Origin of the sequence: Pseudomonas sp. NPDC086112 (genome assembly GCF_044746425.1) — a bacterium.
GTDB lineage: Bacteria > Pseudomonadota > Gammaproteobacteria > Pseudomonadales > Pseudomonadaceae > Aquipseudomonas.
Window position 1 is genome coordinate 110,541 of record NZ_JBIVCD010000001.1, and the last position, 24,460, is coordinate 135,000.

Here is a 24,460-nt window from a genome sequence, read left to right on the forward strand (position 1 = left end):
GCAGAAAATCGGGGGGGAAAAATCAGGCCTTGAGGATGTCCTTGACCTTGTCCCGCAACTGATCAATGGAAAACGGCTTGCCAATGATATGCATGCCGTCAGGCACCTCGATGCTTTCGGCATAGCCGCTGGCGAACAGAATCGGCAATTCGGGACGCAGCATGCGCGCCTGCTTCGCCAGTTCCCGACCGTCCATGACCGGCAACCCCACATCCGTCATCATCAAGTCGATGTACTGGTCTTCGTCGTTGATGAACTCCAGCGCCGCTTCACAGCCGTCCGCCGCAAGCACCTTGTATTCGAGCTCCTCCAGCACATCGACGATCAGCGTGCGTACGATGGCATCGTCTTCGACGACTAGAATGGTGGAGGTGTCAGCGGGCATAGTGGGGCTCTCAAAGGTTGAATTCGCGGTTGCCGGACAATCGAAACCGCCGGGTTCTTGCGTGATTGAGTGATGAATCACGACAGGTTCCCGACGCGCTACAAAAACAATAGCCGCACAAGAGCCGCAGAGAATAACCGCTCCTTTGTCCCAGAGCAGCTAAATGCAGGTTTTTGCCGCAAAACATGTCAGAAAAATGGATGAGCCCGGACGTTTTGGGGCAGACTCGATGCTTTTCAACAGTACGACAAGGCTTCCCCATGACCTCTGCGTCCTCGGTTGATGAGCAACGATTCCGTAAACTCCTGAGCCGCAACGTCAGCCTGCCATTGGGTGTGGGCGTCATCAGTGCGGTTTTCTTCGTTGCGCTGATCACCTACCTGCTGTCGGTGATTCAGTGGGTCCAGCACACCGACCGGGTGATCAATAATGCCAATGAGGCGATAAAGCTGACCGTCGATCTGGAAACCGGCATGCGTGGGTTCCTGCTCAGTGGCGATGAACATTTCCTCGATCCCTACGAGACGGCCAAGCCGAGAATCGCCGTCGCGCTCAATACCTTGCTCGAATTGACCGCTGACAATCCGGTCCAGACCGATCGTCTGCGCCGGCTCCAGGCCTTGCAGACGGAGTGGGCCAATTACGCGCAAGCGATGATCGATTTGCAGCGCGCCAGCGGTGACTACCGTGGCGCCGTCAAGGCCGGGCGTGGCAAGCGGCTGACCGATGAGATCCGCAAGCAATTCGAAGACGTTATCGACCTGGAGCAGCAGTTGCGTGGTACACGCAACGAGGAAGTGCGCCAAACCACGATCTGGAGCATCGCCCTTTATCTGCTGTTCGTGGCCGCTATCAGCGGGTTGCTGGCCTACATTGGTCGTCGGGACTTGCTCAAACTGTCGCAAAGTTACAGCACCAATCTCGCCGGACAACAGGCCAGTGCCCGACGCCTGGAACAGCAAGCCTGGTTACGTAACGGCCAGACCGAACTGGCCGAGCAAGTTCTGGGGCAGCTATCGCTCAATGTGTTGGGGCGCAACATTTTGCAGTTCTGTGCGCAATATTTAGGCACGGCGGTCGCGGCGATCTATGTCCGTGAGGATCATGGTGGCCTGAAGCGTATCGCGTCTTACGGTTTCTCCCGGGAGCAGGAAGCGCTTGAACAGCAGATCTACAGTGGCGAAGGGATTGTCGGCCAAGTGGCGCAACAGGCGCGTTTGATTCGTCTGGATGACGTACCAGGCGACTACTTCAAAGTCAGTTCCGGCCTGGGCGAAGGTTTACCGCATAGCGTATTGGTGGTGCCGACCAGCGATGACGATCGGGTCAACGGTGTGATCGAACTGGGGTTCCTGCGCACGCTGACGGATCGTGATGTTGAACTGCTCGAATTGATTGCCGGCAACATCGGCACCTCGATCGAGGCCGCTCGCTATCGTCAACGTTTGCAGGAGGTGCTGGCCGAAGCCCAGCAACTCAACGAAGAGCTGCAGGTTCAGCAAGAAGAACTCAAGAGCGCCAACGAAGAACTGGAAGAGCAGTCGCGGATTCTCAAGGAATCCCAGGGCCACCTGGAAACCCAGCAGGTAGCGCTGGAGCAAACCAACGAACAACTCGCCGAGCAGGGGCAGATCCTGGCCGCGCAACGCGATGCCATGGACCAGAAAAACACCGAGCTGAATCTGGCCCAGGTTGAGCTCGAAGCGCGCGCCGAAGAGTTGCAGCGCTCCAGCAAGTACAAATCCGAATTCCTCGCCAACATGTCCCACGAACTTCGCACGCCGCTGAACAGTTCGTTGATTCTGGCCAGGCTGTTGGCGGAAAACCCGCAGGAAAATCTCAGTGCCGAGCAGGTCAAGTTCGCCGAGTCGATCTATTCCGCCGGCAATGATTTGCTCAACCTGATCAACGACATTCTCGACATTTCCAAGGTCGAGGCCGGCAAGCTTGAGGTGCGAGCGGAAAACACCAGTGTCGCGCGTCTGGTGGAAGGCCTGCGTGGCATGTTCCAGCCGTTGGCTGCGCAAAAGAACCTGGATTTCCAGGTGCAATTGCTGGCCGATGCGCCCCTGATGCTGTTCACCGACCGCCAGCGCCTGGAGCAGGTGATCAAGAACCTGCTGTCCAACGCCGTGAAGTTCACCGAGAAAGGCACTGTCAGCCTGAGCGTCGCTGCTCAACCGGGCGAGGGCATTGCCTTTATCATCCGCGATTCGGGCATCGGTATCGCGCCGGATCAGCAGGAAAGCATTTTCGAAGCCTTCCGTCAGGCCGATGGCACCATCAATCGTCGTTACGGCGGCACCGGCCTGGGTTTGTCGATTTCCCGTGATCTGGCCACCTTGTTGGGCGGCTCGATCAGTGTGACCAGTACGCCTGGGCAGGGCAGTGTGTTCACCCTGGTGCTGCCGCAGCATTACGTCGAGCCGGGCGACGCGCCTGTCGAGACGATGGAAGCCACGCCGGTTGTCATGCCCAAAAGCGCCATGGTTGCTGCGCCTGGGCCGCTGATTGCCGCCGTTATTCCGCGTTTCGACGATGATCGCAACAAGGCGCCATTCGCTACCCGCTGCATCCTGGTCGTGGAGGATGAGCCCAACTTTGCGCACATTCTTTACGATCTGGCCCATGAACTGGGTTATCAGTGCCTGGTGGCCCATGGCGCCGACGAAGGCTATGACCTGGCCATGCAGTTCCTCCCTGATGCGATTCTGCTGGACATGCGCCTGCCGGATCATTCCGGGCTGACGGTATTGCAGCGCCTGAAAGAACATGCTGAAACCCGGCACATCCCGGTACACGTGATTTCGGTCGAAGACCGTGTCGAGGCGGCCATGCACATGGGCGCCATCGGTTATGCGGTCAAGCCCACCACCCGCGAGGAGCTCAAGGAGGTATTTGCCCGCCTCGAAGCCAAACTGACGCAGAAGGTCAAACGGGTCTTGCTGGTTGAAGACGATGATGTGCAACGCGACAGCATCGCTCGGCTGATCGGCGACGAGGACATTGAAATCACCGCTGTCGGCCTGGCGCAGGATGCGCTGGACCTGCTGCGCACCACGATTTTCGACTGCATGATCATCGACCTGAAGCTGCCGGACATGCTCGGCAATGACTTGCTCAAACGCATGTCCACCGAGGATATCTGCTCGTTCCCGCCGGTGATCGTCTATACCGGACGTAACCTGACCCGGGACGAAGAGGCCGAGCTGCGCAAGTATTCGCGTTCGATCATCATCAAGGGCGCGCGCTCGCCCGAGCGGTTGCTGGACGAAGTGACACTTTTTCTGCACAAGGTCGAATCCCGCTTGTCCCAGGATCGTCAGACGATGCTCAAAATCGCCCGCAGCCGCGACAAGGTTTTCGAGGGCCGCAAAGTGCTGTTGGTGGACGACGATGTACGCAACATCTTCGCCCTCACCAGTGCGCTGGAGCAAAAAGGCGCAATCGTGGTCATTGGTCGCAACGGCCGTGAAGCGATCGAGAAATTGAATGAAGTCGAGGACATTGACCTGGTGCTGATGGACGTGATGATGCCGGAGATGGATGGTTTCGAAGCCACCCTCGAAATCCGCAAGGACCCGCGCTGGCGCAAGCTGCCAATCATTGCGGTGACGGCCAAGGCGATGAAGGACGATCAGGAGCGCTGCTTGCAGGCCGGTTCCAACGACTATCTGGCCAAGCCTATCGACCTGGATCGCCTGTTCTCTTTGATTCGTGTGTGGTTACCGAAGATGGAACGAATATAAGTGTCCTGCCTCGCAAGTATGTTCCTTTTTGGCGGCGTCTGTTGTCGCCATACTGCGTTGCCGCTCCTCGCCATAGCCAGCTATGACTCGTCGCGGCGCCTTGTCTGGCAACATCAGCCACTCCCCAAAAAGGGACATACTTGCGAGGCAGGACACTAGTGGAGCGCGACACCGAAACCGAATTGCGCTTATTGATCGAGGCGATCTACCTCAAGTACAGCTACGATTTTCGCGATTACTCCAGCGCGTCGATCAAACGCCGGGTCAATCACGCCTTGAGTCAGTTCGAGTGCAAAACCATCTCGGCGCTGCGAGAGAAGGTTCTGCATGATCCGACCGCGTTCATGCAATTGCTGCAATTGCTGACGATCCCGGTCAGTGAAATGTTCCGCGACCCTTCGCATTTCCTGGCGCTACGTCAGGAAGTGGTGCCACTGCTCAAGACTTATCCGTCGATCAAGGTCTGGATCGCCGGTTGCAGCACTGGCGAAGAGGTCTATTCGATGGCGATTCTGCTGCGCGAAGAAGGCCTGCTGGATCGCACCATCCTCTATGCCACCGACATCAACCCGCACTCGCTGGATAAAGCGCGGCAAGGGATTTTCTCCCTGGAGAACGTCCGGGCCTACACTCACAACTACCAACAGGCGGGTGGTCAGCGGTCGTTCGCCGATTACTACACGGCGGCCTATGGTTATGCGATTTTCGACAAGAGCCTGTGCGACAACGTGACCTTCGCCGATCACAGCCTGGCCACCGACAGTGTGTTCTCGGAAACTCAATTAATTTCATGTCGTAATGTATTGATTTATTTCAATAAAAAACTTCAGGGTCGTGCGTTGGGCTTGTTTCACGAATCGCTGTGTCATCGGGGCTTTCTGGCACTGGGCAGTAAGGAAACCGTGGATTTCTCAGCCTATGGCAATCAATTTGAAGCATTGGTCAAACCAGAACGGATCTATCGCAAATCATGAACAGGGCAGTGCTGGATACTCATCGGCTGGATCTTCGCGGCATTGGCCGTCTGTTTGTCGAGCTGGAACGAATCGCATGTTAAGTAATGTCCTGGCCAAATTACTGATCGTCGACGACCTGCCGGAAAACCTTCTGGCGCTCGATGCATTGATCAGGCGTGAAGACCGTATCGTCTACAAAGCCCTGTCCGCCGACGAAGCCTTGTCGCTGTTGCTGCAGCATGAATTCGCCATGGCCATTCTCGATGTGCAGATGCCCGGCATGAACGGCTTCGAGCTGGCCGAGTTGATGCGCGGCACGGAAAAAACCAAAAATATCCCGATTGTGTTCGTCAGTGCCGCCGGCCGCGAGCTTAATTACGCGTTCAAGGGCTATGAAAGCGGTGCGGTAGACTTCTTGCACAAGCCGCTGGACGTTCATGCGGTCAAGAGCAAGGTCAATGTCTTTGTCGACCTGTATCGCCAGAGCAAAGCGATGAAGCATCAGGTCGAAGCGCTGGAGCAAAGTCGCCGGGAACAGGAGGCGCTGCTCAAGCAGTTGCAGAACACCCAGAATGAGCTGGAGCAAGCGGTGCGCATGCGTGATGACTTCATGTCCATCGTGGCCCATGAAGTCCGTACGCCGCTCAATGGCCTGATTCTCGAAACCCAGTTGCGCAAAATGCACCTGGCCCGGAATAACGCCGCGGCATTCACGCTGGACAAGATGCACGCCATGGTCGACCGCGACGAGCGGCAGATCAAAAGCCTGATCCGTCTGATCGAAGACATGCTCGATGTGTCGCGGATCCGCACCGGTAAGCTGTCGATCCGCCCCAGCCGGTTTGACCTTGTACAACTGGTGAACAATCTTCTACAAAACTTTGCCCCGCAGGTCGAGGCCGCCGAGTCGTCGATGACCTTGACGGCCGAGCAGCCGGTGGTGGGCCACTGGGACGAGTTCCGTATCGAACAAGTGATTTCCAACCTGCTGACCAATGCGTTGCGTTATGGCGCCAAGAGCCCGATTGACGTACGCGTGTACAATCAGGACGGGCAAGCGTGGCTCGAGATTCAGGATCGCGGTATCGGGATCGGTGAAGAGGATCAGCAGCGCATTTTTCAGCAGTTCGAACGGGTTTCCGCCAAGGCCGTTGTGGCGGGGTTGGGCCTGGGGCTGTTTATTTCGGAGCAGATTGTCGCCGCCCACGGTGGCTCCATCACTGTCGAGAGCCGGATTGGCGAAGGCGCCTTGTTTCGCGTTTGTCTGCCGCTGCAGGAAAACAGCCCAATAAACGCAACCTCTGAGTGACCGCACGGTCGTATCAGCAGCTATTGACCGAACAAAGGCTTTCCATGAGTGAAGATGCACAAGATGTGGTACTGATCGTCGAGGATGACCCTTCGATCTTGATGGTGCTGTCTGCTTATTTGTCGGGTGAGGGGTACCGGGTGCTGCAAGCCGAAAACGGCGAGCAGGCCTTTGAAATTCTGGCGAGCAAACCGCATCTGGACATGATGATCACCGACTTCCGCTTACCGGGGGGAATCACTGGCGTGCAGATCGCCGAACCCGCCGTGAAGCTGCGACCGGAGCTCAAGGTCATCTTCATCAGCGGTTACCCGCAGGAAATTCGCGAGACCGACAGCCCGATCACCCGCAAAGCGCCGATCCTGGGCAAGCCGTTCGATCTGGATGTGTTGCAACAGATCATGCAGGACATGCTGTCCTGAAGACGGCTGGCCCCCCGTAGGAGCTGCCGCAGGCTGCGGCCGTTCCTGCACAAGAATCCCTCAGATTCTGATCATCTCCCGCACCTTCGCCGTCAATAAATATGAAGAACACCTTTCTTGGCGCTGGAGTCGGCCCCAAGATGATTCATCGAGTCGCGCAATGCCGACGCCTGTGCACATCCCGGACTAGGGAATTGACGGATCCAGATCGTTGGGGTCATAGGTGAACACTGCATTCTCCGAGGAATTGGTAGGCAAGGTTAGCTTGATAATGGGTAATACATCGCCGGATTGATTGCGAAAATGCACTTGATCCTTCCGGGCGTTCGACAGGCCATCGCCCGTGTAGAAGAGCGCCTGGATCGGAAGTCCATTCGGGTTGTCTGTCTGCGCCCACGTTCTCAGAATCAACTCATTCTGTTGAGGGAACCAGGTCGCGCCCAGCAGGTTTCTTGTGCGTAGGGATTGGTAAAACGAGTCGGCGGCCAATTGGTTCATAGAGTCCCTTACATCAAAACTGCACTGGTAAGCCGGCCTGTATGCGCTTGAGGGGGCAGCGTTCCAATGTGCCATCCACTGCTCGGCGGTAGAGATGCCCATCGTCTGGCAGCGTTTGCTTTGTGTCGGGTAATAGGGGTGAGCTCCGCATCCTGGGGTTTCACGCAACTGAGTCCAGCCGTCGATGGGGTAGCTGCACAAGATCTCGATGTGCTCTTTGCCTGGAGGAGTGTTAAATACCGGATAGAAAACAAATCCGTTATTTTGGCCAAATACCAGCTTCTGGAACTTTGCATCTTTACGTAAATAGGAAAAGGACACGCCTCCGCTCTGCTGTGAATGGGGACTTGGATTCCAGAAGAAGTAACCAGGCCCATGCACCGTCGAACGCAAGATGATACCGGAGCACAAAAATGCCGGCGTCGATGGCGAACCGCAATTGATGCGAACATCGTTGTAACGTGCCGTCAGATCTGCTGCGATCTCAGGACCGCTTTGTGCGATGCTTGATGTCGTAGCCGATTGTAGTTGTTGATCGCGAACCTGACAGCCCGCCAAAACAACCATCAACATTAGCGCAGTTATTTTTTTCATTGCTTGTCCACCCCTTGAAGGTTGACCTGCTCAAGGCAGGCGAGCGCAGGCGGCCCTCCAACGGGTATGCTGCGTACTTCAGAAGGGATTTAAACCTCAAGGAATTGCTGTGAATAGCTGTCAGAGTTGACAGGTGACAACCTTTACGCTGGCGTATAGCGTGGTCGATTGATCGACGCGCAATTGCGCTTTTTGAGCGGTCTACCAGCCATTGCGCTCAGGCGCAGCGAAATTTGACGACTGCCTAAAGCCCTTGCTGCAACGCCGGATCGTCGGGGTTTAGCTGCTCCAGCTGTGCCAACAGAATCTGCACGTTCTGCAACTGACCGCTTTCCTTCCAATAGTTGATCAAGAGCACACGCGCCTTGCGATCGGCCGGGTGGCGCTGGACGATTTCCTGCAGCTGGTTCTGCGCCGCTTCCAGCTCTTGCTCGCCATGCAGCGTGGTGGCCAGGTCGTAGCGGTAATCCTTGTTGTCGGGCTCAAGCTCCACGGCTTTGGACAACCCGAGCAGAGCGAACTCACTTTGCCCGTGATGCAGCAACCAAAGCCCCAGGGCATGTTGCAGGTAGGCCGAATCGGGCTGCGCCTTTAATTGCTTGGCCAACAATTGCCTGGCCGCATCGCTTTGGCCCTGTTTATCCAGCACTTCGATCTGCATCACCAGTGCCGGCAGGTTGCCGGGCTCCAGTTGCAACGTGCGTTCCAAGGCCTGCTGCGCATTTTTCAGCTCGGCATTGTGCAAATGCAGGCGCGCCAGTTGATATTGGGTTTCAGCACTTTCCGGCCGATGCTTGAGGACCTGTTCCCAGGCGTCGATGGCTTGCTCCAAGGGGCCGAAATACAATCCCAGCTCATCCGGCGTCAGACCCAATAACGCGTTGACCGCCGCAAACCGGACGTTGGGGTCGCTGTCATCGAGTAAGGGGCCCAGCAACAGACTGCGCTGTCCACCGGGCACCAGCCCGCTGATGCTTTTGATCGCCGCGATGCGCACATCCGCCGAGGGGTGTTGCAGGTCTGCATCGGCCAGTTTCAAAGCTTGCGGGCTTGGGTAGTTGGGCAGTTCGGCATGCAGCCAGACACGACGCTTGGTCGACAGGTCAGGGCGCCCCAATTGCTGATAAAGCACCCGCGCCGCCCCCGGTTGACCTGCACGAGCCTGGGCCAGCGCTTCGCTGTAGCCATGCTTGATCGCCGCCGGCACCACGGGCGTCGTGCTGCGCAGGAAAAACCAGGCGAGGGCGAGGGCAAACAATACGCAAACGCTGATGAGCAAGTAGCGGCGGGACTGAGGCATGCAGGAATCCGGGGTGGCAGGTTTTTGCAAGGTCATCAGCTTCGGTCAGGCCGGGCTGTGAGTCAAACCAGGAGTGAGGTTTTCGCGATTCGAGCCTTGGGGGCGCAGAACTGTTCAATCCTGACACCCCCAAATCCCTGTGGGAGCGGGCTTGCTCGCGAATGCGGTATGCCAGCCACAGAATATCTGTCGGATGTACCGGCCTCTTCGCGAGCAAGCCCGCTCCCACAGGTTCTGTGAAGAATCAAAAAAAAGCCCCGCGACCGAATGAGGCGCGGGGCAAAAGAATTGGTTGGTTGCGGCCAACCAAAGGAGCTCGTTGAAACGTTACTTGCTGGCGACCGTCTCTGGTTGCCAGCCGCCGCCAAGGGCTTTGTAGATCGCGACAATGCCGCGATACAAATCGACTTCGGCCTGGGCCTGGGTGTCTTCGGCTGCGAGGCGCTCACGCTGGGCATCGAGCAACACGAGGAAGTCCACGGTGCCTTCGCGGTAGCGAATGTCGGCCAGATCCGCAGCGGCGCGGCTTGATTCGCTTTGACGAATCAGCGAGATCAGGCGCTGCTGACGTTTGCCGTAATCGCTGAAGGCGTTTTCCGACTCTTCCAGCGCCAGCAGCACTTGCTGCTCGTAGGTCGCCAGGGCGCCTTCGGCTTCGGCATCGGCACCGCGCAAACGGGCCCGCACGCTGCCCAGGTCAAACGCCGCCCAGGTAATGCTTGGGCCCAGTGCCCAGGCGTTGGCCGCCGAGGAACCGATCTGCGATCCGCGCCCGGCGGTGAAACCGAGGAAGCCGCTGAGGCTGACCCGTGGGAACAAATCAGCCTTGGCCACGCCGATGCGAGCGGTGGCGGCCGCCAGTTGGCGTTCGGCGCTACGGATGTCCGGACGCCGTTGCAGCAGCTCGCCCGGATCACCGATTGGCAGGGCCTTGGCGATGGCCGGCAAGTCTTTTGGACTCAGGTCGACGCTCAGCTTGTCCGGACGCTCGCCCAGCAAGGTGGCGATGCGGTTGCGCTGACGCACCTGTTCGGCCTGCAGTTGCGGCACGCTGGCTTCGACAGACGCCAGGCGCGCATCGGCGCGAACCACGTCCAGCTGATCGCCGACACCGGCATCACGCAGGCTTTCGGTGATCTTGCGCGATTCCTGCTGGTTGTTCAGGTTGGCCAGGGCGATCTTTTCTCGCAGTTGTGCACCGCGCAGTTGGCCATAGGCGTCCACCAGTTCGGCAATCATGGTGACTTGCAGTTGGTAAAGATCGGCTTCGGCGGCCTGCTGTTCAGCGTCGCTGGATTCCAGGTTGCGCTGGATGCGACCGAACAAGTCCAGTTCCCAGGCCATGTCCAGGCCCAGGTCATAGCGTTCACTGCTGACCCGGTCGGTGGTCTGGCCGGGAATCTGCCCCTTGGCCAGATCACTGCTGGCGCGGCTGGTGATGGTCGGCATGGCGTCATTGCTGGCGTCATCGCGAATCGCCCGGGCCGCTTTCCAGCGAGCGAAGGCCACGCGCAAATCACGGTTGCCTTGCAAGGATTGGGTCACCAACTGGTTGAGGGTCGGATCGTCGAACTGCTGCCACCAGATGCCTTCGAAACGGGCGCGGTCGAAGTTCTTCTGACCGGCGCTGCCATCGGTGGCGGCCGTGATGTTGGCCGCCTCCGTGGTTGGGGTTTTGTAGTCCGGGCCAACGGCACAGGCACTCAGGGCCAGCACCAGAAGGCTCGGCAGGAAGGCTTTCAGGCTCATTGTTGCGCCTCCAGTTGCTTTTCCAATTTCAGCGCCTTGGCCGCTTTGCGCGCTTCACCGCGCTCCACAAAGTTACGAATCAGTACGTAGAACACTGGCGTCAGCAACAGACCGAAGAAGGTCACCCCGAGCATCCCGGAGAACACCGCCACACCCATGGCATGACGCATTTCAGCACCGGCACCGCTGGAGAAAACCAAAGGCACCACACCCATGATGAACGCGAAGGATGTCATCAGGATCGGCCGCAGACGCAGACGGCAAGCTTCCAGCACCGCTGCCAGCGGGCCAAGGCCTTCTTCCTGTTTATCCTTGGCAAACTCGACGATCAGAATCGCGTTCTTACAGGCCAGTCCCACCAGTACGATCAAACCGATCTGGGTGAAGATATTGTTGTCACCGCCCGAGGCAATCACACCGGTAATGGCCGACAGCAGGGTCATCGGTACGATCAGGATCACCGCCAGTGGCAGGCTCCAGCTTTCGTATTGAGCCGCGAGCACCAGGAACGCCAGCAGTACGCAGAGCGGGAACACGAACAGCGCTGTGTTGCCGGACAGAATCTGCTGGTAGGTCAGGTCGGTCCACTCGTAGGTCATGCCGTTGGGCAATTCGTCCTTGAGCAGTTTCTCGATGGCTTTCTCGGCCTGGCCGGAGCTGTAGCCGGGGGCTGCCGCACCGTTGATTTCAGCGGTGATGAAGCCGTTGTAGTGCATCACGCGGTCCGGCCCCGAGGTGTCGCTGACCTTGATGAAGGTCGCCAGCGGAATCATCTCGCCGCGGTTGTTACGCACTTTCAGCTGACCGATCTGGTCCGATTCGAGGCGGAACTGCTGCTCAGCCTGAACGTTGACCTGATAGGTGCGACCGAAGCGGTTGAAGTCGTTGGCATACAGCGAGCCCAGATAGATCTGCAGGGTGTCGAAGATGTCGCTGACGGCAACGCCGTGGGTCTTGGCTTTTTCCCGGTCGATGGCGGCATCGACCTGCGGCACGTTCACGGTGTAGCTGGTGAACAGGCCGGCCAGTTCCGGCACGCTGTGGCTTTTGGTGATGATGTTCATGGTTTCTTTGTACAGCTCGTCATAGCCCAGGTTGCCCCGGTCTTCGATCTGCAGGCGGAAACCGCCAATGGTGCCCAGGCCTTGTACCGGCGGCGGCGGGAAGATCGCCATGTAGGCTTCCTGAATCCCGGCGTACTGGCCGTTCAATGCACCGGCAATCGCACCGGCGGACATGCTCGGATCCTTGCGCTCGTCGAACGGTTTAAGGGTGACGAACACGATGCCGGAGTTAGGGCTGTTGGTGAACCCGTTGATCGACAGACCCGGGAAGGCCACCGCGCTTTCCACGCCAGGCTGTTTCAGGGCCAGGTCGGACATGCGCTTGATCACGTCTTCGGTACGGTCCAGGCTCGCGGCATCCGGCAGTTGCGCGAAGGCCACCAGGTATTGTTTGTCCTGGCCGGGTACGAAACCGGTCGGGGTATTGGAGAAACCGAAGAACGTCAACACCATCAGGCCGGCGTACAGCAGCAGGGCGATACCGCTGCTGCGGATAACCCTGCCTACAGTGCCGACATAACCTTGGCTGGCCTTGTCAAAGAAGCGGTTGAACGGACGGAACAACCAGCCACCGAAGATATTGTCCAGAACCTTGGAGAAACGGTCCTTCGGCGCGTCATGACTTTTGAGCAACACGGCGGCCAGCGCCGGCGACAAGGTCAGTGAGTTGAAGGCCGAGATCACGGTCGAAATCGCAATCGTCAGGGCGAACTGTTTATAGAACTGCCCGGTCAAGCCGGAGATGAACGCAGCCGGGATAAACACCGCGCACAGCACCAGCGCCGTCGCGATGATCGGGCCGGTCACTTCACGCATCGCACGCTTGGTGGCTTCTACAGGGGTTAATCCGAGCCCGATGTTTCGCTCGACGTTCTCCACCACCACAATCGCATCGTCGACCACGATACCGATGGCCAGTACCAGTCCGAACAGCGACAGGGCGTTCAACGAGAAGCCGAACAGGTGCATCACGGCAAACGTACCGATCAGCGAAACCGGCACCGCCACCAACGGGATGATCGAGGCACGCCAGGTTTGCAGGAACAGGATCACCACGAGTACAACGAGGATCAGCGCTTCGAAGAGGGTGTGAACCACCGCCTCGATGGAACCGCGCACGAAGATCGTCGGGTCATAGACGATGCTGAAGTCCATGCCTTCCGGGAAGTTCTTCTTCAGCTCGGCCATTTTCTCCCGAACATCGTTGGAGATCTGGATCGCGTTGGAACCAGGGCGCTGGAAGATCGGGATCGCCACCGCCGGCTGGTTGTCGAGCAAGGAGCGCAGGGCGTACTGGCTGGAGCCGAGTTCGACGCGAGCAATGTCTTTAAGGCGAGTGATTTCACCATTTTCGCCGGAGCGAATGATGATGTTCTCGAACTCTTCCTCGGAAACCAGACGGCCTTGCGTGTTGACCGACAGCTGGAACGCCGTGGCATTCGGTGCAGGCGGAGCGCCCAGGGCACCGGCCGCCACTTGACGGTTCTGTTCACGAATCGCGGTGACCACATCGGTCGCGGTCAGGTTGCGCGAAGCAGTCTTGTTCGGATCGAGCCACACCCGCAGCGAGTAATCGCCCATCCCGAACAGCTGCACATCACCGACACCGCCCAGACGCGCCAGCTCATCCTTGATGTTGAGCAAGGCGTAGTTGGACAGGTAGAGCATGTCGTAGCGTTTGTCCGGCGAGGTCAAGTGCACAACCATGGTCAGGTCGGGCGAAGCTTTGTCGACGGTGATACCGATACGCGTCACTTCCTCGGGAAGCTTGGGCTCGGTCCGGGTCACGCGGTTCTGAACCTGCACCTGCGCGTTGTCCAGGTCGGTGCCCAGGGCGAAGGTGATGGTCAGGGTGATCTTGCCGTCAGCGGTGGACTGTGAGGACATGTACAGCATGTTCTCGACGCCGGTGATGGCTTGCTCCAAAGGAGCGGCCACGGTTTCACCGATGACTTTAGGGTTGGCGCCCGGGAAGTTGGCACGGACCACAACGGTCGGCGGCACGACTTCGGGGTATTCGCTGATCGGCAGCTGGAACAGCGAGATGGCGCCGGCGATCAGGATCAGCAGCGACAGTACCGCTGCGAAGATCGGCCGTGAAATGAAGAATTGGGAAAAATTCATCGGAGTAATGGTCCCTTAACCGCGTGGAGTGGCAGCAGCCACTTTCACAACCGCACCCGGCGCGACCTTGGCAGGTGCGACTTGGGGCAGGTTGCTGGCTTCCAGCGCTTGTCGTTGTTGAGCCAGCGCCGCGAGGGTTTCCTGGCTGGCCATCGGAATCACTTCAGGGGTGACCGGTGAACCAGGGCGAACCCGTTGCAAGCCCTTGACGATGATGGTGTCGTCTTTGTTCAGGCCGCTGCGCACGATGCGCAGACCTTCGATCTTCGGACCCAGTTCGACGGGGCGGTAAGCCGTTTTGTTGTCGGCATCCATCACCAGCACGAACTTTTTACCCAGGTCGGTACCGACCGCTTCGTCGTTGATCAACACCGCGGAGTAAGTGCCGCTGCCCACCAGTTTCAGGCGTGCATAAAGCCCTGGGGTGTAGGTGCCGTCGCTGTTGTCGAACACCGCGCGACCGCGGATGGTGCCGGTCTTCGGGTTGACCTGGTTGTCGACGAAGTTCATCTGGCCCTGGTGCGGGTTGCCGTCTTCATTGGACAGGCCGAGGTAAACCGGCGTGGTTGCGCCGCGTTGGCCCTGGCGGGCGAGCTGGGTATATTTAAGGAAGACACGCTCGTCGGCGTCGAAGTAGGCGTAAACCTTGTCGGTGGACACCACGCTGGTCAGCGCGGTGGTATCGGCGGTCACCAGGTTGCCGGCGGTGATTTCCGCACGGCTGACACGGCCGCTGATAGGCGCAGTGACGCGGGTGAAGCTCAGGTTCAGTTTGGCCAGGTCCAGTTGCGCCTGGAGCGCGCCGACGGCGGCGCGGGCTTCTTGAGCCGCGCTGGTACGCGAGTCGGCGAGTTCGGCGGAAATCGCGTTGCTGGTGCGCAGGCGTTCGCCGCGCTGGGATTCGTTTTCACTGCGGGTGGCGGTGGCGCGAGCTTGGGCAACCAGGGCTTCGAGGCGGCGGACCTCAGCCTGGAATGGACGCGGATCGATCTGGAACAGCAGGTCGCCTTTCTTGACCAACGCGCCTTCGGTGAAGGCCACATCATCGATCTGGCCGGAAACCCGTGGACGAATCTCTACCGTTTCCGGCGCTTCAAGGCGCCCGGTGAATTCGTCCCACTCGTTGACCGGTTGCTCCAGCACCTTGGCCACGCTGACTTTGGCCGCGGGCATCGTGGCGGCAGCGTCCGGGGTCTTGCCGCAGGCGCTCATCACCAGCACGGCCAACAAGGCCAAGGGGAAGCGCAAATGTTTGAGTGACTGTTCCATGGATGCATCCGCCAATGTATTGAGATGGACGGATGATGCTTGGCGGGGTTGTATGGCACGAATCGAATGAACCGAAGGTAACTATCATTCGGAATGATATAAGTTCATTGCTAGCCCTCTAGCATGCACCTCCCATTAGGGGCCTTTCAAATGAATTGATGACAATTGTGTGTTGCGGGGAATGCAAAGGTTGGCTTGAAACCGAGTCTTGGCGGGCGGGTTCGGCCAACTCTGCCTGTGCTCTCTGAATTCAGCTACGGAATCTGAGCGTTGTTGAGGGGGCTTCGCCGTAGCGTCTTTTGTACTCCTGAGCAAATCGCCCCAGATGGGCAAAACCCCATTTGAAGGCGATATCTGTGACCGAACCTTCTTGTTGCTGGCGGCAAAGTTCAAGGTGCACTTGTTCCAGCCGTAAATTGCGCAAGTAGGCCATGGGCGTGGTATCGCAAAAGTCGCGGAAGCCGGCGAACAGCGTGCGAACGCTCACACCGGCATGTTCGGCCAATTGCTCGATGCTCAGCGGTTGGTCGGCGTGAGCGCGCATGAACTCTTCGGTTCTTTTGACGAAGTGGGGTAAAGGCGCTCTGGGTCTGCTGGCACAGTCCAGGCGTTCTCGAAGATTGTTCGGTTGGCCGTAAACCAGAGCATTGATCAGCATTGACTCGAACTGCTTGAGTACCAGCGAATGGTGCAGTGGATGGTCATCCAGCTTGATTGCGTCCGCCAGAATGCTGATTAGCTGGAGAAAGTAGTGACCTCCAGGTGTGGTCAGGTCGAGTTCTGGATCGAATTCCAACGGTCTGTCCAAATTGTGTCCCAGATGCTGGACGCAATGGTATTCGACTTCACTGCGCTCAATCCTCAAGGCCAATTGTGGCGCGTTAGCCTCCCAGCTCATCGACAACGGCAGATTAGGGGAGATCAGCGAGGCCCGTTCCGGCGTGGAAATGAAGTCATGTCCTGCGCATTGAATGCGTGCTTGTCCCTTGATGGGCACCTGGATCAGGAAAAAATCCTCGAGGCGACCTGGATCGATAAAGACGTTGACGCCGTATTCCAATCGGTTCAAGGACAGTCGTCCACGGTTGATGTGGTGCATCCGTGCGCTGACCCGTTCGGTGCTGTCGATGCAGCGCAATTCGTGGTTTTTGAAGACGCCGCTGACGCCCTCGCGGATGCCGTCCAGATCATTGAGCAGGAACAACTGGTTTTCCGGGGTGAACAGCGACGCACTGTCGAAAAGGCTGGCGCAGCGCTGTGCGATGAGATTCTGACTCATGGTCACCTCAGTTGCATGCACGATTCAAGGCATGTCGCACGGTGGTGTTACCCAGGTTTTGCAGGATCTGGATGATCGCTGCGTTATCCGGATAACCCGTGTGCATGTCCGTTTCTTTTTGTGCCCTTATTGGGCTTTCTGCCTAAGCCAGCAATTGGTGTGCCAAGCGACGACAGTGGCATTCTGACGCAGCGTGCCGTAGTCGGTATTTCTTAGAATCCTCCCGCAAATCCTGGGCGTCCAACTTTTTTTGGAGGGGTGAGGCATAGGTGAATGCGGCAAAGGCACCGACACATTTTCGCAGCTCGCGGACAACGACAGCATCAGATGGATAGTGCTGGCAAGGGCAGGGTCGCACCATGACTTCAACGCTTGTTGATTCGTTGAAGCCGCCAGACGGCGAGGTTGAACGCCATGAACATTACCCATACACCGCCTGTTCCAAGCGCTCATCAATGGCGCAACTGGGACGACCTGGAAAACGCCGACGTTCAGCCTGGCAGCCATCTCATCACGTCAAGACGTCGTTACTACCACCATGGGATTTATCTGGGCGGGCGTCGAGTCGTGCACTACGCAGGCTTTCATAAAGGTTTTCAGGTCGGTCCGGTCGAAGTGTTGGCATTGGACTGTTTTGCTGGCGGGCAACCAGTGTGGGTCGACGATGCCCCGATGTCTCAGTTCGACGGTGAGGAAGTGATCCGCCGGGCACTCTCGCGCCTGGGGGAAAATCACTACCGGTTGCTGACTAATAATTGCGAGCACTTCTGTAACTGGTGCCTGTACGGCAAAAGCAGTAGCGAACAGGTTCGAGGCTTCATGACCCATCCATTGGCACTGCTGCGGCTGGTGCTGCAAAGCCTGCCGGATAACTTCCTGCAGGCCTCGGACAAGCGTTGCACTCAGCGGATAGTCGGTGCAGCAGAAGGTGCCCAATATCACATCCAACGTTCCTGAGCCCTTGGAGATTCGAGATGAAAGGCCAATATATCAGCGTGCCGGTTCCGTCCGGCGGTCAGTTCCAGGCGTACCTTGCGACCTCTATCGATGGTCGCGGTCCGGGTGTGGTGCTTTGTCAGGAAATCTTCGGCGTTAACCAGGCTATGCGTGAAGTTGCCGACCTGTTGGCCGAGGAAGGTTATACGGTGCTGGTTCCGGACCTGTACTGGCGCCAAGAGCCTGGTGTCGATTTAGGTTACACCGAAGCGGAGTTCGGTCGTGCCTATGCGCTCTACCAGGGCTTCGACGAGGCGCTGGGCATTGATGATATCCGTGCCAGTCTGAAGGCATTGGAGTCATTGCCTCAATGTAAGCCGGGGGACCTGGGTGTTGTCGGCTATTGCCTGGGTGGCAAGCTGGCTTACCTGGCGGCCTGTCGGTTGCCTGAGGTGGCCTGTGCCGTTGGCTACTACGGCGTAGGAATTGAAACCGCGCTCTTGGAAATTGAAGGACTTCAAGGGCGTCTGGTGCTCCATATGGCCGAACAGGATCAGTTCTGTCCAGCAGAGGCCCGCTCCGCGATCAAGGAGGCCCTTGGCGATAAAAAGGGTGTTGAACTCTACGTTTATCCGGGCGTTGATCACGCGTTTGCTCGCCCCAGCGGTCATCACTACCACAAGCCATCAGCGCTTCTGGCCCACGAGCGGACTGTTGCTGCACTGCGCAGGGAGCTAGGGCCAGACTACAACCTCTCTGACCTGTGGGATGAGCATGTACGTCACGAGTTCGATACCCGGGACGTACCTGCCACCATGGCGACCATGGTGGCTGAACCTTACGTCAACCACATCCCGACCATGACCGGTGGCGTGGGTGCTAAAGAGTTGAGCCGCTTCTACCAGCATCACTTCGTCCACGGCAACCCCAAGGATATGGCGTTGACGCCACTGTCTCGCACGGTCGGTGCGTCTCAGATCGTCGATGAATTCATCATGAGCTTTACCCATGACGCCGAGATCGACTGGATGCTTCCCGGGGTGGCACCCACTGGGCGTTACGTCGAGATCCCGATGCTTGGCGTAGTCAAGTTCCGCGGTCCGAAGCTCTATCACGAACACATCTACTGGGATCAGGCCAGCGTGCTGGTTCAGATCGGCCTGCTTGACCCGACCGGACTACCCGTGGCGGGTGTGGTGACTGCGCAAAAGTTGCTTGATGAGTCACTGCCCTCCAATACGCTGATGCCGAGTTGGGCTTCCAGCGCTGACAAGCCGGTGTAAGGGGAAAGACATGTCTCAACTAGAGAATAAGGTCGCCGTGATCAGCGGTGGCGCAACCCTGATTGGTTCCGCCGTCGCTCGGGCGCTGATGGATGCAGGTGCTGTCGTTGCACTGTTCGATATCGATCGTGAAGCAGGTCTCAGGGCGGCGTCCGAGCTCGGTGAGCGAGCCGCATTTTTTCATCTCGATGTAACGGATGACGAACTCATTGCCCATGTAGTCGAAGACGTTCGGGCACGTTTTGGTGGGGTCGACCTGTTGATTAATCTGGCCTGCACCTACAGCGACCAGGGCTTTGCTTCCAGCCGCCAGGATTGGCTACAGGCACTTGATGTGAACCTGGTTTCAGCCGTGGCATTAACTCAAGCGGTGCATCAGGACCTTAAAGCCCGACGTGGTGCGATTGTCAATTTCACGTCCATCTCGGCCAAGTGTGCCCAGACCGGGCGCTGGCTTTATCCAGTCTCGAAGGCCGCCATGGTGCAGCTGACTCGCTGCATGGCGATGGACCTGGCCGCCGACGGTATCCGCGTTAATTCGGTGTCGCCTGGCTGGACCTGGTCGCGGGTGATCGACCAAGCCAGTGGTGGTAACCGCGAAAAGGCTGATGCGGTCGCCGCGTCCTATCACCTGTTGGGTCGGCTGGGAGAACCCGGCGAAGTGGCCAATGTGGTGGCGTTTCTATGTTCGCCAGCCGCCAGCTTTGTGACGGGTGCGGATTATGCCGTCGATGGAGGCTACTCGGTCATGGGACCGGAACAGAACCTGCCGGCGATACCAAGGCTTGCTGAGTAACACCGAACACTAACAAGAAACCCTGTTCGGCGACTGCCGAATGCTGCACCTGTAACCGTCGATAACCAGGAGAATAACAATGCGTCGAATCGCCATCGTCGGAGCCGGTCAAGCCGGCCTGCAACTCGCTCTAGGCCTGCTCGCCAAGGGCTACCATGTGACCCTGGCCACTAATCGTAATGGCGAGGACATTCGCAACGGTAAAGTGATGTCCAGTCAGTGCATGTTCAACGCCGCCCTGCAAAGTGAGCGTGATTTGGGCCTCAACTTTTGGGAAGACCAGTGCCCGGCCGTAGAAGGTATTGGCCTGGCAGTGCCTGACCCAGAGAAGCCAAACGAGCCACTGTTCAGCTGGAGTACCCGGCTGGAACGCTACGCCCAATCAGTCGATCAGCGCCTGAAAATGCCAGTCTGGATGGACGAGGTCGTGAAGCGTGGCGGCGAGGTCATTATTCAGGATGTCGGTGTGGCCGAGTTGGAGCTGCTGTCGACTAGCCATGACCTGGTACTGCTGGCGGCGGGTAAGGGCGAAATCGTCAATCTGTTTGAAAAAGATGCCGAGCGGACTCAGTTTCAGCAACCGCAAAGAGCGCTGTCATTGACCTATGTGAAGGGCATGACACCGATGTCGCCGTTTTCCCGGGTCAGCTTCAACTTGATTCCCGGTGTAGGCGAGTACTTTGTGTTTCCTTGCCTGACGACCACCGGACCTTGCGAAATCATGGTTTTCGAAGGGATTCCGGGCGGGCCGATGGATTGCTGGCAGGGGATTACGTCTGCAGAGCAACATCTTGAGAAAAGCCTGGAGCTGATCAATCGCTACGTCCCTTGGGAAGCGGAACGCTGCCGCTCCGTGGAAATGACCGATGACAAGGGCTTCTTGTCCGGCAGATTCACGCCGATGGTGCGTAAACCGGTATTGACGCTGCCGTCTGGCCGCAAGGTCTTTGGCATGGCCGATGCTCTGGTAGTTAACGACCCGATTACCGGCCAGGGTTCGAACAATGCCGCCAAGTGCAGCAAGGTTTACCTGGATGCGATTGTCGCTCGTGGTGCGCAAGATTTTGGCCCGGACTGGATGCACGACACTTTCGAGCAGTACTGGAGCTATGCCCAGCATGTGGTCAAGTGGACCAACACCATGCTGACTCCACCGCCTCAGCACCTGCTGGAACTGCTGGGCGCCGCCAGCCAGTCAAAACCCCTGGCATCGGCCATCGCCAACGGCTTCGATGATCCGCGCAATTTTGCACCTTGGTGGTTCGACGCCCAGTCTTGCCAAGCCTTTATTCAGGAAAAGACTCGTCAGGCCGCTTGAGCCGCCATCGAGCCAGGAGTTCATCATGAATGCATTTAGTCCAGAATCTATCCAACACGAACTGGTCAACGCACAAGACTGCGACCCGCGCGAACTGCGTAATCTGCTCGGGAAGTTTGCGACCGGTGTGACCGTTATTACCACGCGCACCCCTGACGGGCGCAATGTTGGCATGACCGCCAACTCCTTTTCATCGGTATCGCTGGATCCGCCACTGGTGCTTTGGAGTATTTCTCGCAACGCTCCGAGCCTGGCGGACTACCTGTCGTGTGGCCATTTTGCAATCAATATCCTGGGTGCTGATCAGCACGATCTTTCGGGACGTTTTGCGCGGCCTGCGCCAGACAAATTCTCGGGCGTGGCGTTCAAGGCCGGGGAGGCCGGAGTACCGCTTCTTGATGGCGTGATCGCGACCTTGGTCTGCCGCAACGTTACGCAGTATGAGGGGGGTGATCATCTGATTTTTCTTGGGCAGATCGAGCACTACCGCCACGGCACAGGCGAGCCGCTGGTGTTTCATTGTGGACAGTATCGAGTGGCGTCGGAGCATCCAGGATTGAGTCGATAATTTAAGAACCCCGAACTTCGCCGCTACTTCAGAGTGGCGAAGTATTTGTTACCGCTTGAAAACATAAAGTTGCGGTGTGATCGCAAGTATTCGCTGTATTTCCTGAAGGTGTTGAGTCTGACTGTTGCTTGTGCAATGAGGATTCTGCGTTTGTACGTTAACGGATGGCCTTGCCTGCAGATTGCAACTTTCGACTGCTCTACCTTTAGCCTGGCTGTAAGTGGAGAGCGTGATGAAAATAAAAATCAAACTGCTGTCGGTGTGCATTCTGGGATCTGGCTTTTCGGGATTTGAAACGGTACAGGCGTATGACCTGCCCGTGGTCAATTTAGGTTTCACCAGTTTTCTCGATGGCGGCCCACCCGCTGGATCAGGTTGGTACTTCCAGGAGTACTTCCAGAGCTACAGCGCCGATCGGCTGCGCGATAAAGACGGCAAGGCGCTGGGGCTACCCAAGCAACAGCTGGATTATCAAGTGGCCGTCACTCAACTGACGTACTTGTCCGACATTCGCGTAGGCAATGCCGCACTGGGTATGAATGCCTTGCTGCCCTTTGTGACGCGGATGGACGTCGATGACGGGCTGAACAATGCAGCGATAAAAGCTCAAAGTGGCTTTGGTGATTTGCTGTTGGGACCGATGATTCAATTTGATCCGATTATGGGGCCCGATGGCCCGCGCTTCGTTCATCGCATTGAATTGCAGGTCAATTTGCCCACCGGCAAATACGATAGCAAACACGATGTTAATCCCGGGGCTAATGCCTGGTCGTTTAATCCGTATTGGGCGGGCACCTATTGGTTCACGCCAAAATGGACGGCGTCGGTGCGAGCGCACTATCTCTACAACGGCAAAAACAACGACCCGGGGCCAGGCTTTGGCGATGCCGGCGACATCCAGGCCGGACAGGCTCTGCACGCCAACTTTGCAACCGAGTATGCCGTCACGCCACAGCTGCGCCTGGGCATCAACGGTTATTGGTTAAAGCAGATCACCGATACCAAAGTGGACGGTCATGAAGTATCTGGACGTCGAGAGAAGGTCTGGTCCATCGGACCGGGTGCAATGTACAGTTTCTCGAAGGATGACCATGTATTTTTGAATGCGTACTTTGAGCAAGACGTAGAAAACCGTGCTGACGGCAGTCGTGTGCAAATGCGTTACATCCATCACTTTTAAGACCGCGAAACTCCTGCTCCTTTGGCGTTCGATGCCTTTGGTCTTTTGCCTGCCCCACGCGGCAGGCATTTTTTTTTCTGCTTCCGGGACTTTTCGATCATGCCCGCATCGCCCTTATCATCCGATACCGCCGTTCTGATCTGCCGCACTGATTTGCGAGGACGCATCAGCCATTGCAGCGAAGCATTTGTCGCGCTCAGCGGCTATTCAAGCCAAGAACTGACTGGTCAACCTGGTAACGTGCTTCGGCATCCGGAAATGCCGGCACAGATTTTCAGTAACCTGTGGCAAACGTTAAAGCTTGGCCGGCCCTGGATGGGCCTGATCAGGAACCGTCGTCGAGACGGTTCAGCCTATTGGTTGAGTGCATACATCAAACCGGTGTTCGGCCTCGATGGCATAGAGGCCTATGGTGCGGTTTATAGCGTACCTTCCGAGCAACAACGTGAGCGAGCGCAAAAGCTCTATGCTCGCTTGAATAGCCAGGATCCGGTCGTGCGATGGAATATCGGGCGTTTGCCTGGCTGCGCACTGCCGGCGGTACTCTTAGGTTTTGTCCTGTCCGCCGGGCTTTGGCAACTGGACGCTTTTGTCGCTCAGAGCGCGTTGATCGTAGTGGGGCTGGGGGCCATGGCGGCTTTTCAGGAGTATCGACAAACTCGAGCTCTCCAGCGTGTTTTCTCTGCACATCCGAAAGCATTCACTGAACCGTTAATGGCGCAAATGTACAGTCGCGAGCAGGGTGCCGCAGCTCAGGTGGATATGGCCTTGGTCGCGCAAGAGGCTCGTCTGCAAAGTGCTCTGTCGCGGATTGGCAGCACCGGCCTGGTGGTACAGCAGCGGGTGCTGGAGCTCGGGCAACTGATCCAGGCCGAAACCCTGCGCCTTGAACGTCAGCGCGATGAAACCGATCTGTCGGTGACGGCGCTCACCGAGTTGGCAGCGACGATTCAAGAAGTCACCGGCAATGTGCAGGCCACCCATCTGGCGACCACCCGGGCCGTCGATCTGGCCAACCATGGGGAGCAACTATCCGGTCAAAGCCTGAAAGCAATGCAATTGCTCAATACATCCGTGGGCGACACCGCCATGGCCGTTCAACAATTGGCCAGTTCTACGGAAGCGATCAGTCATATCACCAACATCATCAGTTCGATTGCCGGGCAAACCAATCTGCTGGCACTGAATGCGGCAATAGAGGCGGCGAGGGCGGGGGAAGCGGGCAGGGGCTTCAGTGTAGTGGCCGATGAGGTGCGGCAATTAGCGACGCGAACCCAGGAAGCGACACAACAAATTCAACCGCTCTTACTGCAATTGCGCGATGCCACCGAGCTGACGGTGCAACTGACTGATGCCGGGCGTGAGTTTGCCTCAAACAGCACCCTTGAAGTCACTTCGGTGCAGGACAACCTGGCGGGTGTGAACTCATCCCTCGCACAAATTTCCGGCATGGGCATGCAGATCGCTTCTGCCATGGAGCAACAGTCCCAAGTGGTGGAAAGTTTGTCGCAACAGGTATTGCAGGTGGCTGAGCTGTCGACGGGTAGTGTCGACAAGGCGCTGGACGGGAAACGCATCAGTGAGGACTTGCAACGTCAGGCCGAAGCATTGTGTCATCTGGCTGAACGCTTTGATCGATGATTTGCCAGGTTCAATTGAAGACAAGATAAAAGGGGAAATA

The 24,460-nt window shown here is 57.6% G+C and carries 18 protein-coding genes and 1 pseudogene; 12 read left to right on the forward strand and 7 right to left on the reverse strand.

From position 1 onward, the window contains the following. Positions 1-22 precede the first annotated feature (22 nt). Entirely contained in the window at positions 23-385 is a 363-nt protein-coding gene (locus ACIPLA_RS00500; RefSeq protein ID WP_401170522.1) for a response regulator, read from the reverse strand. Positions 386-645: 260 nt separating this feature from the next. On the opposite strand from ACIPLA_RS00500, the gene ACIPLA_RS00505 reads away from it, so the two are divergent. The 5 genes and pseudogenes from ACIPLA_RS00505 (at position 646) to ACIPLA_RS00525 (ending at position 6,821) form a co-directional block, all read left to right on the forward strand. Continuing rightward, positions 646-4,134, forward strand: a complete 3,489-nt coding sequence (locus ACIPLA_RS00505) for a response regulator (RefSeq protein ID WP_401170525.1) — start codon at positions 646-648, stop codon at positions 4,132-4,134. Between the two features lie 158 nt (positions 4,135-4,292). Continuing rightward, positions 4,293-5,108, forward strand: coding sequence for a protein-glutamate O-methyltransferase CheR (locus ACIPLA_RS00510; RefSeq protein ID WP_218394848.1), 816 nt, complete (start codon positions 4,293-4,295; stop codon positions 5,106-5,108). Beyond that, positions 5,105-5,191, forward strand: a pseudogene (locus ACIPLA_RS00515) (chemotaxis protein CheB); the annotation flags it as partial. The gene ACIPLA_RS00510 and the pseudogene ACIPLA_RS00515, both read left to right, overlap by 4 nt. Continuing rightward, positions 5,185-6,399, forward strand: coding sequence for a hybrid sensor histidine kinase/response regulator (locus tag ACIPLA_RS00520; RefSeq protein WP_218394849.1), 1,215 nt, complete (start codon positions 5,185-5,187; stop codon positions 6,397-6,399). The pseudogene ACIPLA_RS00515 and the gene ACIPLA_RS00520, both read left to right, overlap by 7 nt. 44 nt (positions 6,400-6,443) lie before the next feature. Beyond that, positions 6,444-6,821, forward strand: a complete 378-nt coding sequence (locus ACIPLA_RS00525) for a response regulator (protein WP_008069938.1) — start codon at positions 6,444-6,446, stop codon at positions 6,819-6,821. A 186-nt stretch (positions 6,822-7,007) separates the two neighbouring features. Here ACIPLA_RS00525 and ACIPLA_RS00530 read toward each other — a convergent pair whose 3' ends face one another. The 6 genes from ACIPLA_RS00530 to ACIPLA_RS00555 form a co-directional block, all read right to left on the reverse strand. Further along, complete coding sequence (locus tag ACIPLA_RS00530) at positions 7,008-7,913, reverse strand: halovibrin HvnA (protein WP_401170529.1); 906 nt, start codon at positions 7,911-7,913, stop codon at positions 7,008-7,010. Positions 7,914-8,157: 244 nt separating this feature from the next. Continuing rightward, positions 8,158-9,213, reverse strand: a complete 1,056-nt coding sequence (locus ACIPLA_RS00535; RefSeq protein WP_123496925.1) for a tetratricopeptide repeat protein — start codon at positions 9,211-9,213, stop codon at positions 8,158-8,160. A 327-nt stretch (positions 9,214-9,540) separates the two neighbouring features. Further along, the gene (locus ACIPLA_RS00540; protein ID WP_401170532.1) at positions 9,541-10,962 is read right to left on the reverse strand and encodes an efflux transporter outer membrane subunit; all 1,422 of its coding nucleotides are present in this window, start codon (positions 10,960-10,962) and stop codon (positions 9,541-9,543) included. Continuing rightward, a complete protein-coding gene (locus ACIPLA_RS00545) occupies positions 10,959-14,150 on the reverse strand; it encodes an efflux RND transporter permease subunit (RefSeq protein ID WP_401170535.1) in 3,192 nt (1,063 codons plus the stop codon). Before ACIPLA_RS00545 ends, ACIPLA_RS00540 begins: the two co-directional genes overlap by 4 nt. A gap of 15 nt (positions 14,151-14,165) precedes the next feature. After that, positions 14,166-15,419: a multidrug efflux RND transporter periplasmic adaptor subunit MexE gene (gene mexE / locus ACIPLA_RS00550; protein ID WP_401170538.1), complete on the reverse strand. Its 1,254-nt coding sequence runs from the start codon at positions 15,417-15,419 to the stop codon at positions 14,166-14,168. A gap of 250 nt (positions 15,420-15,669) precedes the next feature. Continuing rightward, positions 15,670-16,698, reverse strand: coding sequence for an AraC family transcriptional regulator (locus ACIPLA_RS00555; protein ID WP_401170540.1), 1,029 nt, complete (start codon positions 16,696-16,698; stop codon positions 15,670-15,672). 414 nt (positions 16,699-17,112) lie between these two features. Between ACIPLA_RS00555 and ACIPLA_RS00560 the strand changes: the two genes are divergently transcribed. From ACIPLA_RS00560 to ACIPLA_RS00590, 7 genes are all read left to right on the forward strand, one after another. Next, a complete protein-coding gene (locus ACIPLA_RS00560; protein ID WP_095632643.1) occupies positions 17,113-17,655 on the forward strand; it encodes a lecithin retinol acyltransferase family protein in 543 nt (180 codons plus the stop codon). A 17-nt stretch (positions 17,656-17,672) separates the two neighbouring features. Next, positions 17,673-18,917, forward strand: coding sequence for a dienelactone hydrolase family protein (locus tag ACIPLA_RS00565; protein ID WP_401170542.1), 1,245 nt, complete (start codon positions 17,673-17,675; stop codon positions 18,915-18,917). A 10-nt stretch (positions 18,918-18,927) separates the two neighbouring features. Then, positions 18,928-19,713 (forward strand): SDR family oxidoreductase, encoded by a 786-nt coding sequence (locus tag ACIPLA_RS00570; RefSeq protein ID WP_401170544.1) that lies wholly within the window; start codon positions 18,928-18,930, stop codon positions 19,711-19,713. A gap of 79 nt (positions 19,714-19,792) precedes the next feature. Then, the gene (locus ACIPLA_RS00575; RefSeq protein WP_401170546.1) at positions 19,793-21,031 is read left to right on the forward strand and encodes a styrene monooxygenase/indole monooxygenase family protein; all 1,239 of its coding nucleotides are present in this window, start codon (positions 19,793-19,795) and stop codon (positions 21,029-21,031) included. 25 nt (positions 21,032-21,056) lie between these two features. Continuing rightward, entirely contained in the window at positions 21,057-21,599 is a 543-nt protein-coding gene (locus ACIPLA_RS00580) for a flavin reductase family protein (RefSeq protein WP_007905566.1), read from the forward strand. A gap of 232 nt (positions 21,600-21,831) precedes the next feature. Continuing rightward, positions 21,832-22,779 (forward strand): transporter, encoded by a 948-nt coding sequence (locus ACIPLA_RS00585; RefSeq protein ID WP_401170550.1) that lies wholly within the window; start codon positions 21,832-21,834, stop codon positions 22,777-22,779. A gap of 99 nt (positions 22,780-22,878) precedes the next feature. Beyond that, positions 22,879-24,420, forward strand: coding sequence for a methyl-accepting chemotaxis protein (locus ACIPLA_RS00590; protein ID WP_401170978.1), 1,542 nt, complete (start codon positions 22,879-22,881; stop codon positions 24,418-24,420). Positions 24,421-24,460: the final 40 nt, after the last annotated feature.

Bases quoted from the DNA above. Each gene is read 5' to 3' on its own strand.
- ACIPLA_RS00500 (WP_401170522.1), bottom strand. From the start codon at position 385: ATGCCCGCTGACACCTCCACCATTCTAGTCGTCGAAGACGATGCCATC.
- ACIPLA_RS00505 (WP_401170525.1), top strand. From the start codon at position 646: ATGACCTCTGCGTCCTCGGTTGATGAGCAACGATTCCGTAAACTCCTG.
- ACIPLA_RS00520 (WP_218394849.1), top strand. From the start codon at position 5,185: ATGTTAAGTAATGTCCTGGCCAAATTACTGATCGTCGACGACCTGCCG.
- ACIPLA_RS00525 (WP_008069938.1), top strand. From the start codon at position 6,444: ATGAGTGAAGATGCACAAGATGTGGTACTGATCGTCGAGGATGACCCT.
- ACIPLA_RS00530 (WP_401170529.1), bottom strand. From the start codon at position 7,913: ATGAAAAAAATAACTGCGCTAATGTTGATGGTTGTTTTGGCGGGCTGT.
- ACIPLA_RS00535 (WP_123496925.1), bottom strand. From the start codon at position 9,213: ATGCCTCAGTCCCGCCGCTACTTGCTCATCAGCGTTTGCGTATTGTTT.
- ACIPLA_RS00540 (WP_401170532.1), bottom strand. From the start codon at position 10,962: ATGAGCCTGAAAGCCTTCCTGCCGAGCCTTCTGGTGCTGGCCCTGAGT.
- ACIPLA_RS00545 (WP_401170535.1), bottom strand. From the start codon at position 14,150: ATGAATTTTTCCCAATTCTTCATTTCACGGCCGATCTTCGCAGCGGTA.
- mexE (WP_401170538.1), bottom strand. From the start codon at position 15,419: ATGGAACAGTCACTCAAACATTTGCGCTTCCCCTTGGCCTTGTTGGCC.
- ACIPLA_RS00555 (WP_401170540.1), bottom strand. From the start codon at position 16,698: ATGAGTCAGAATCTCATCGCACAGCGCTGCGCCAGCCTTTTCGACAGT.
- ACIPLA_RS00560 (WP_095632643.1), top strand. From the start codon at position 17,113: ATGAACATTACCCATACACCGCCTGTTCCAAGCGCTCATCAATGGCGC.
- ACIPLA_RS00565 (WP_401170542.1), top strand. From the start codon at position 17,673: ATGAAAGGCCAATATATCAGCGTGCCGGTTCCGTCCGGCGGTCAGTTC.
- ACIPLA_RS00570 (WP_401170544.1), top strand. From the start codon at position 18,928: ATGTCTCAACTAGAGAATAAGGTCGCCGTGATCAGCGGTGGCGCAACC.
- ACIPLA_RS00575 (WP_401170546.1), top strand. From the start codon at position 19,793: ATGCGTCGAATCGCCATCGTCGGAGCCGGTCAAGCCGGCCTGCAACTC.
- ACIPLA_RS00580 (WP_007905566.1), top strand. From the start codon at position 21,057: ATGAATGCATTTAGTCCAGAATCTATCCAACACGAACTGGTCAACGCA.
- ACIPLA_RS00585 (WP_401170550.1), top strand. From the start codon at position 21,832: ATGAAAATAAAAATCAAACTGCTGTCGGTGTGCATTCTGGGATCTGGC.
- ACIPLA_RS00590 (WP_401170978.1), top strand. From the start codon at position 22,879: ATGCCCGCATCGCCCTTATCATCCGATACCGCCGTTCTGATCTGCCGC.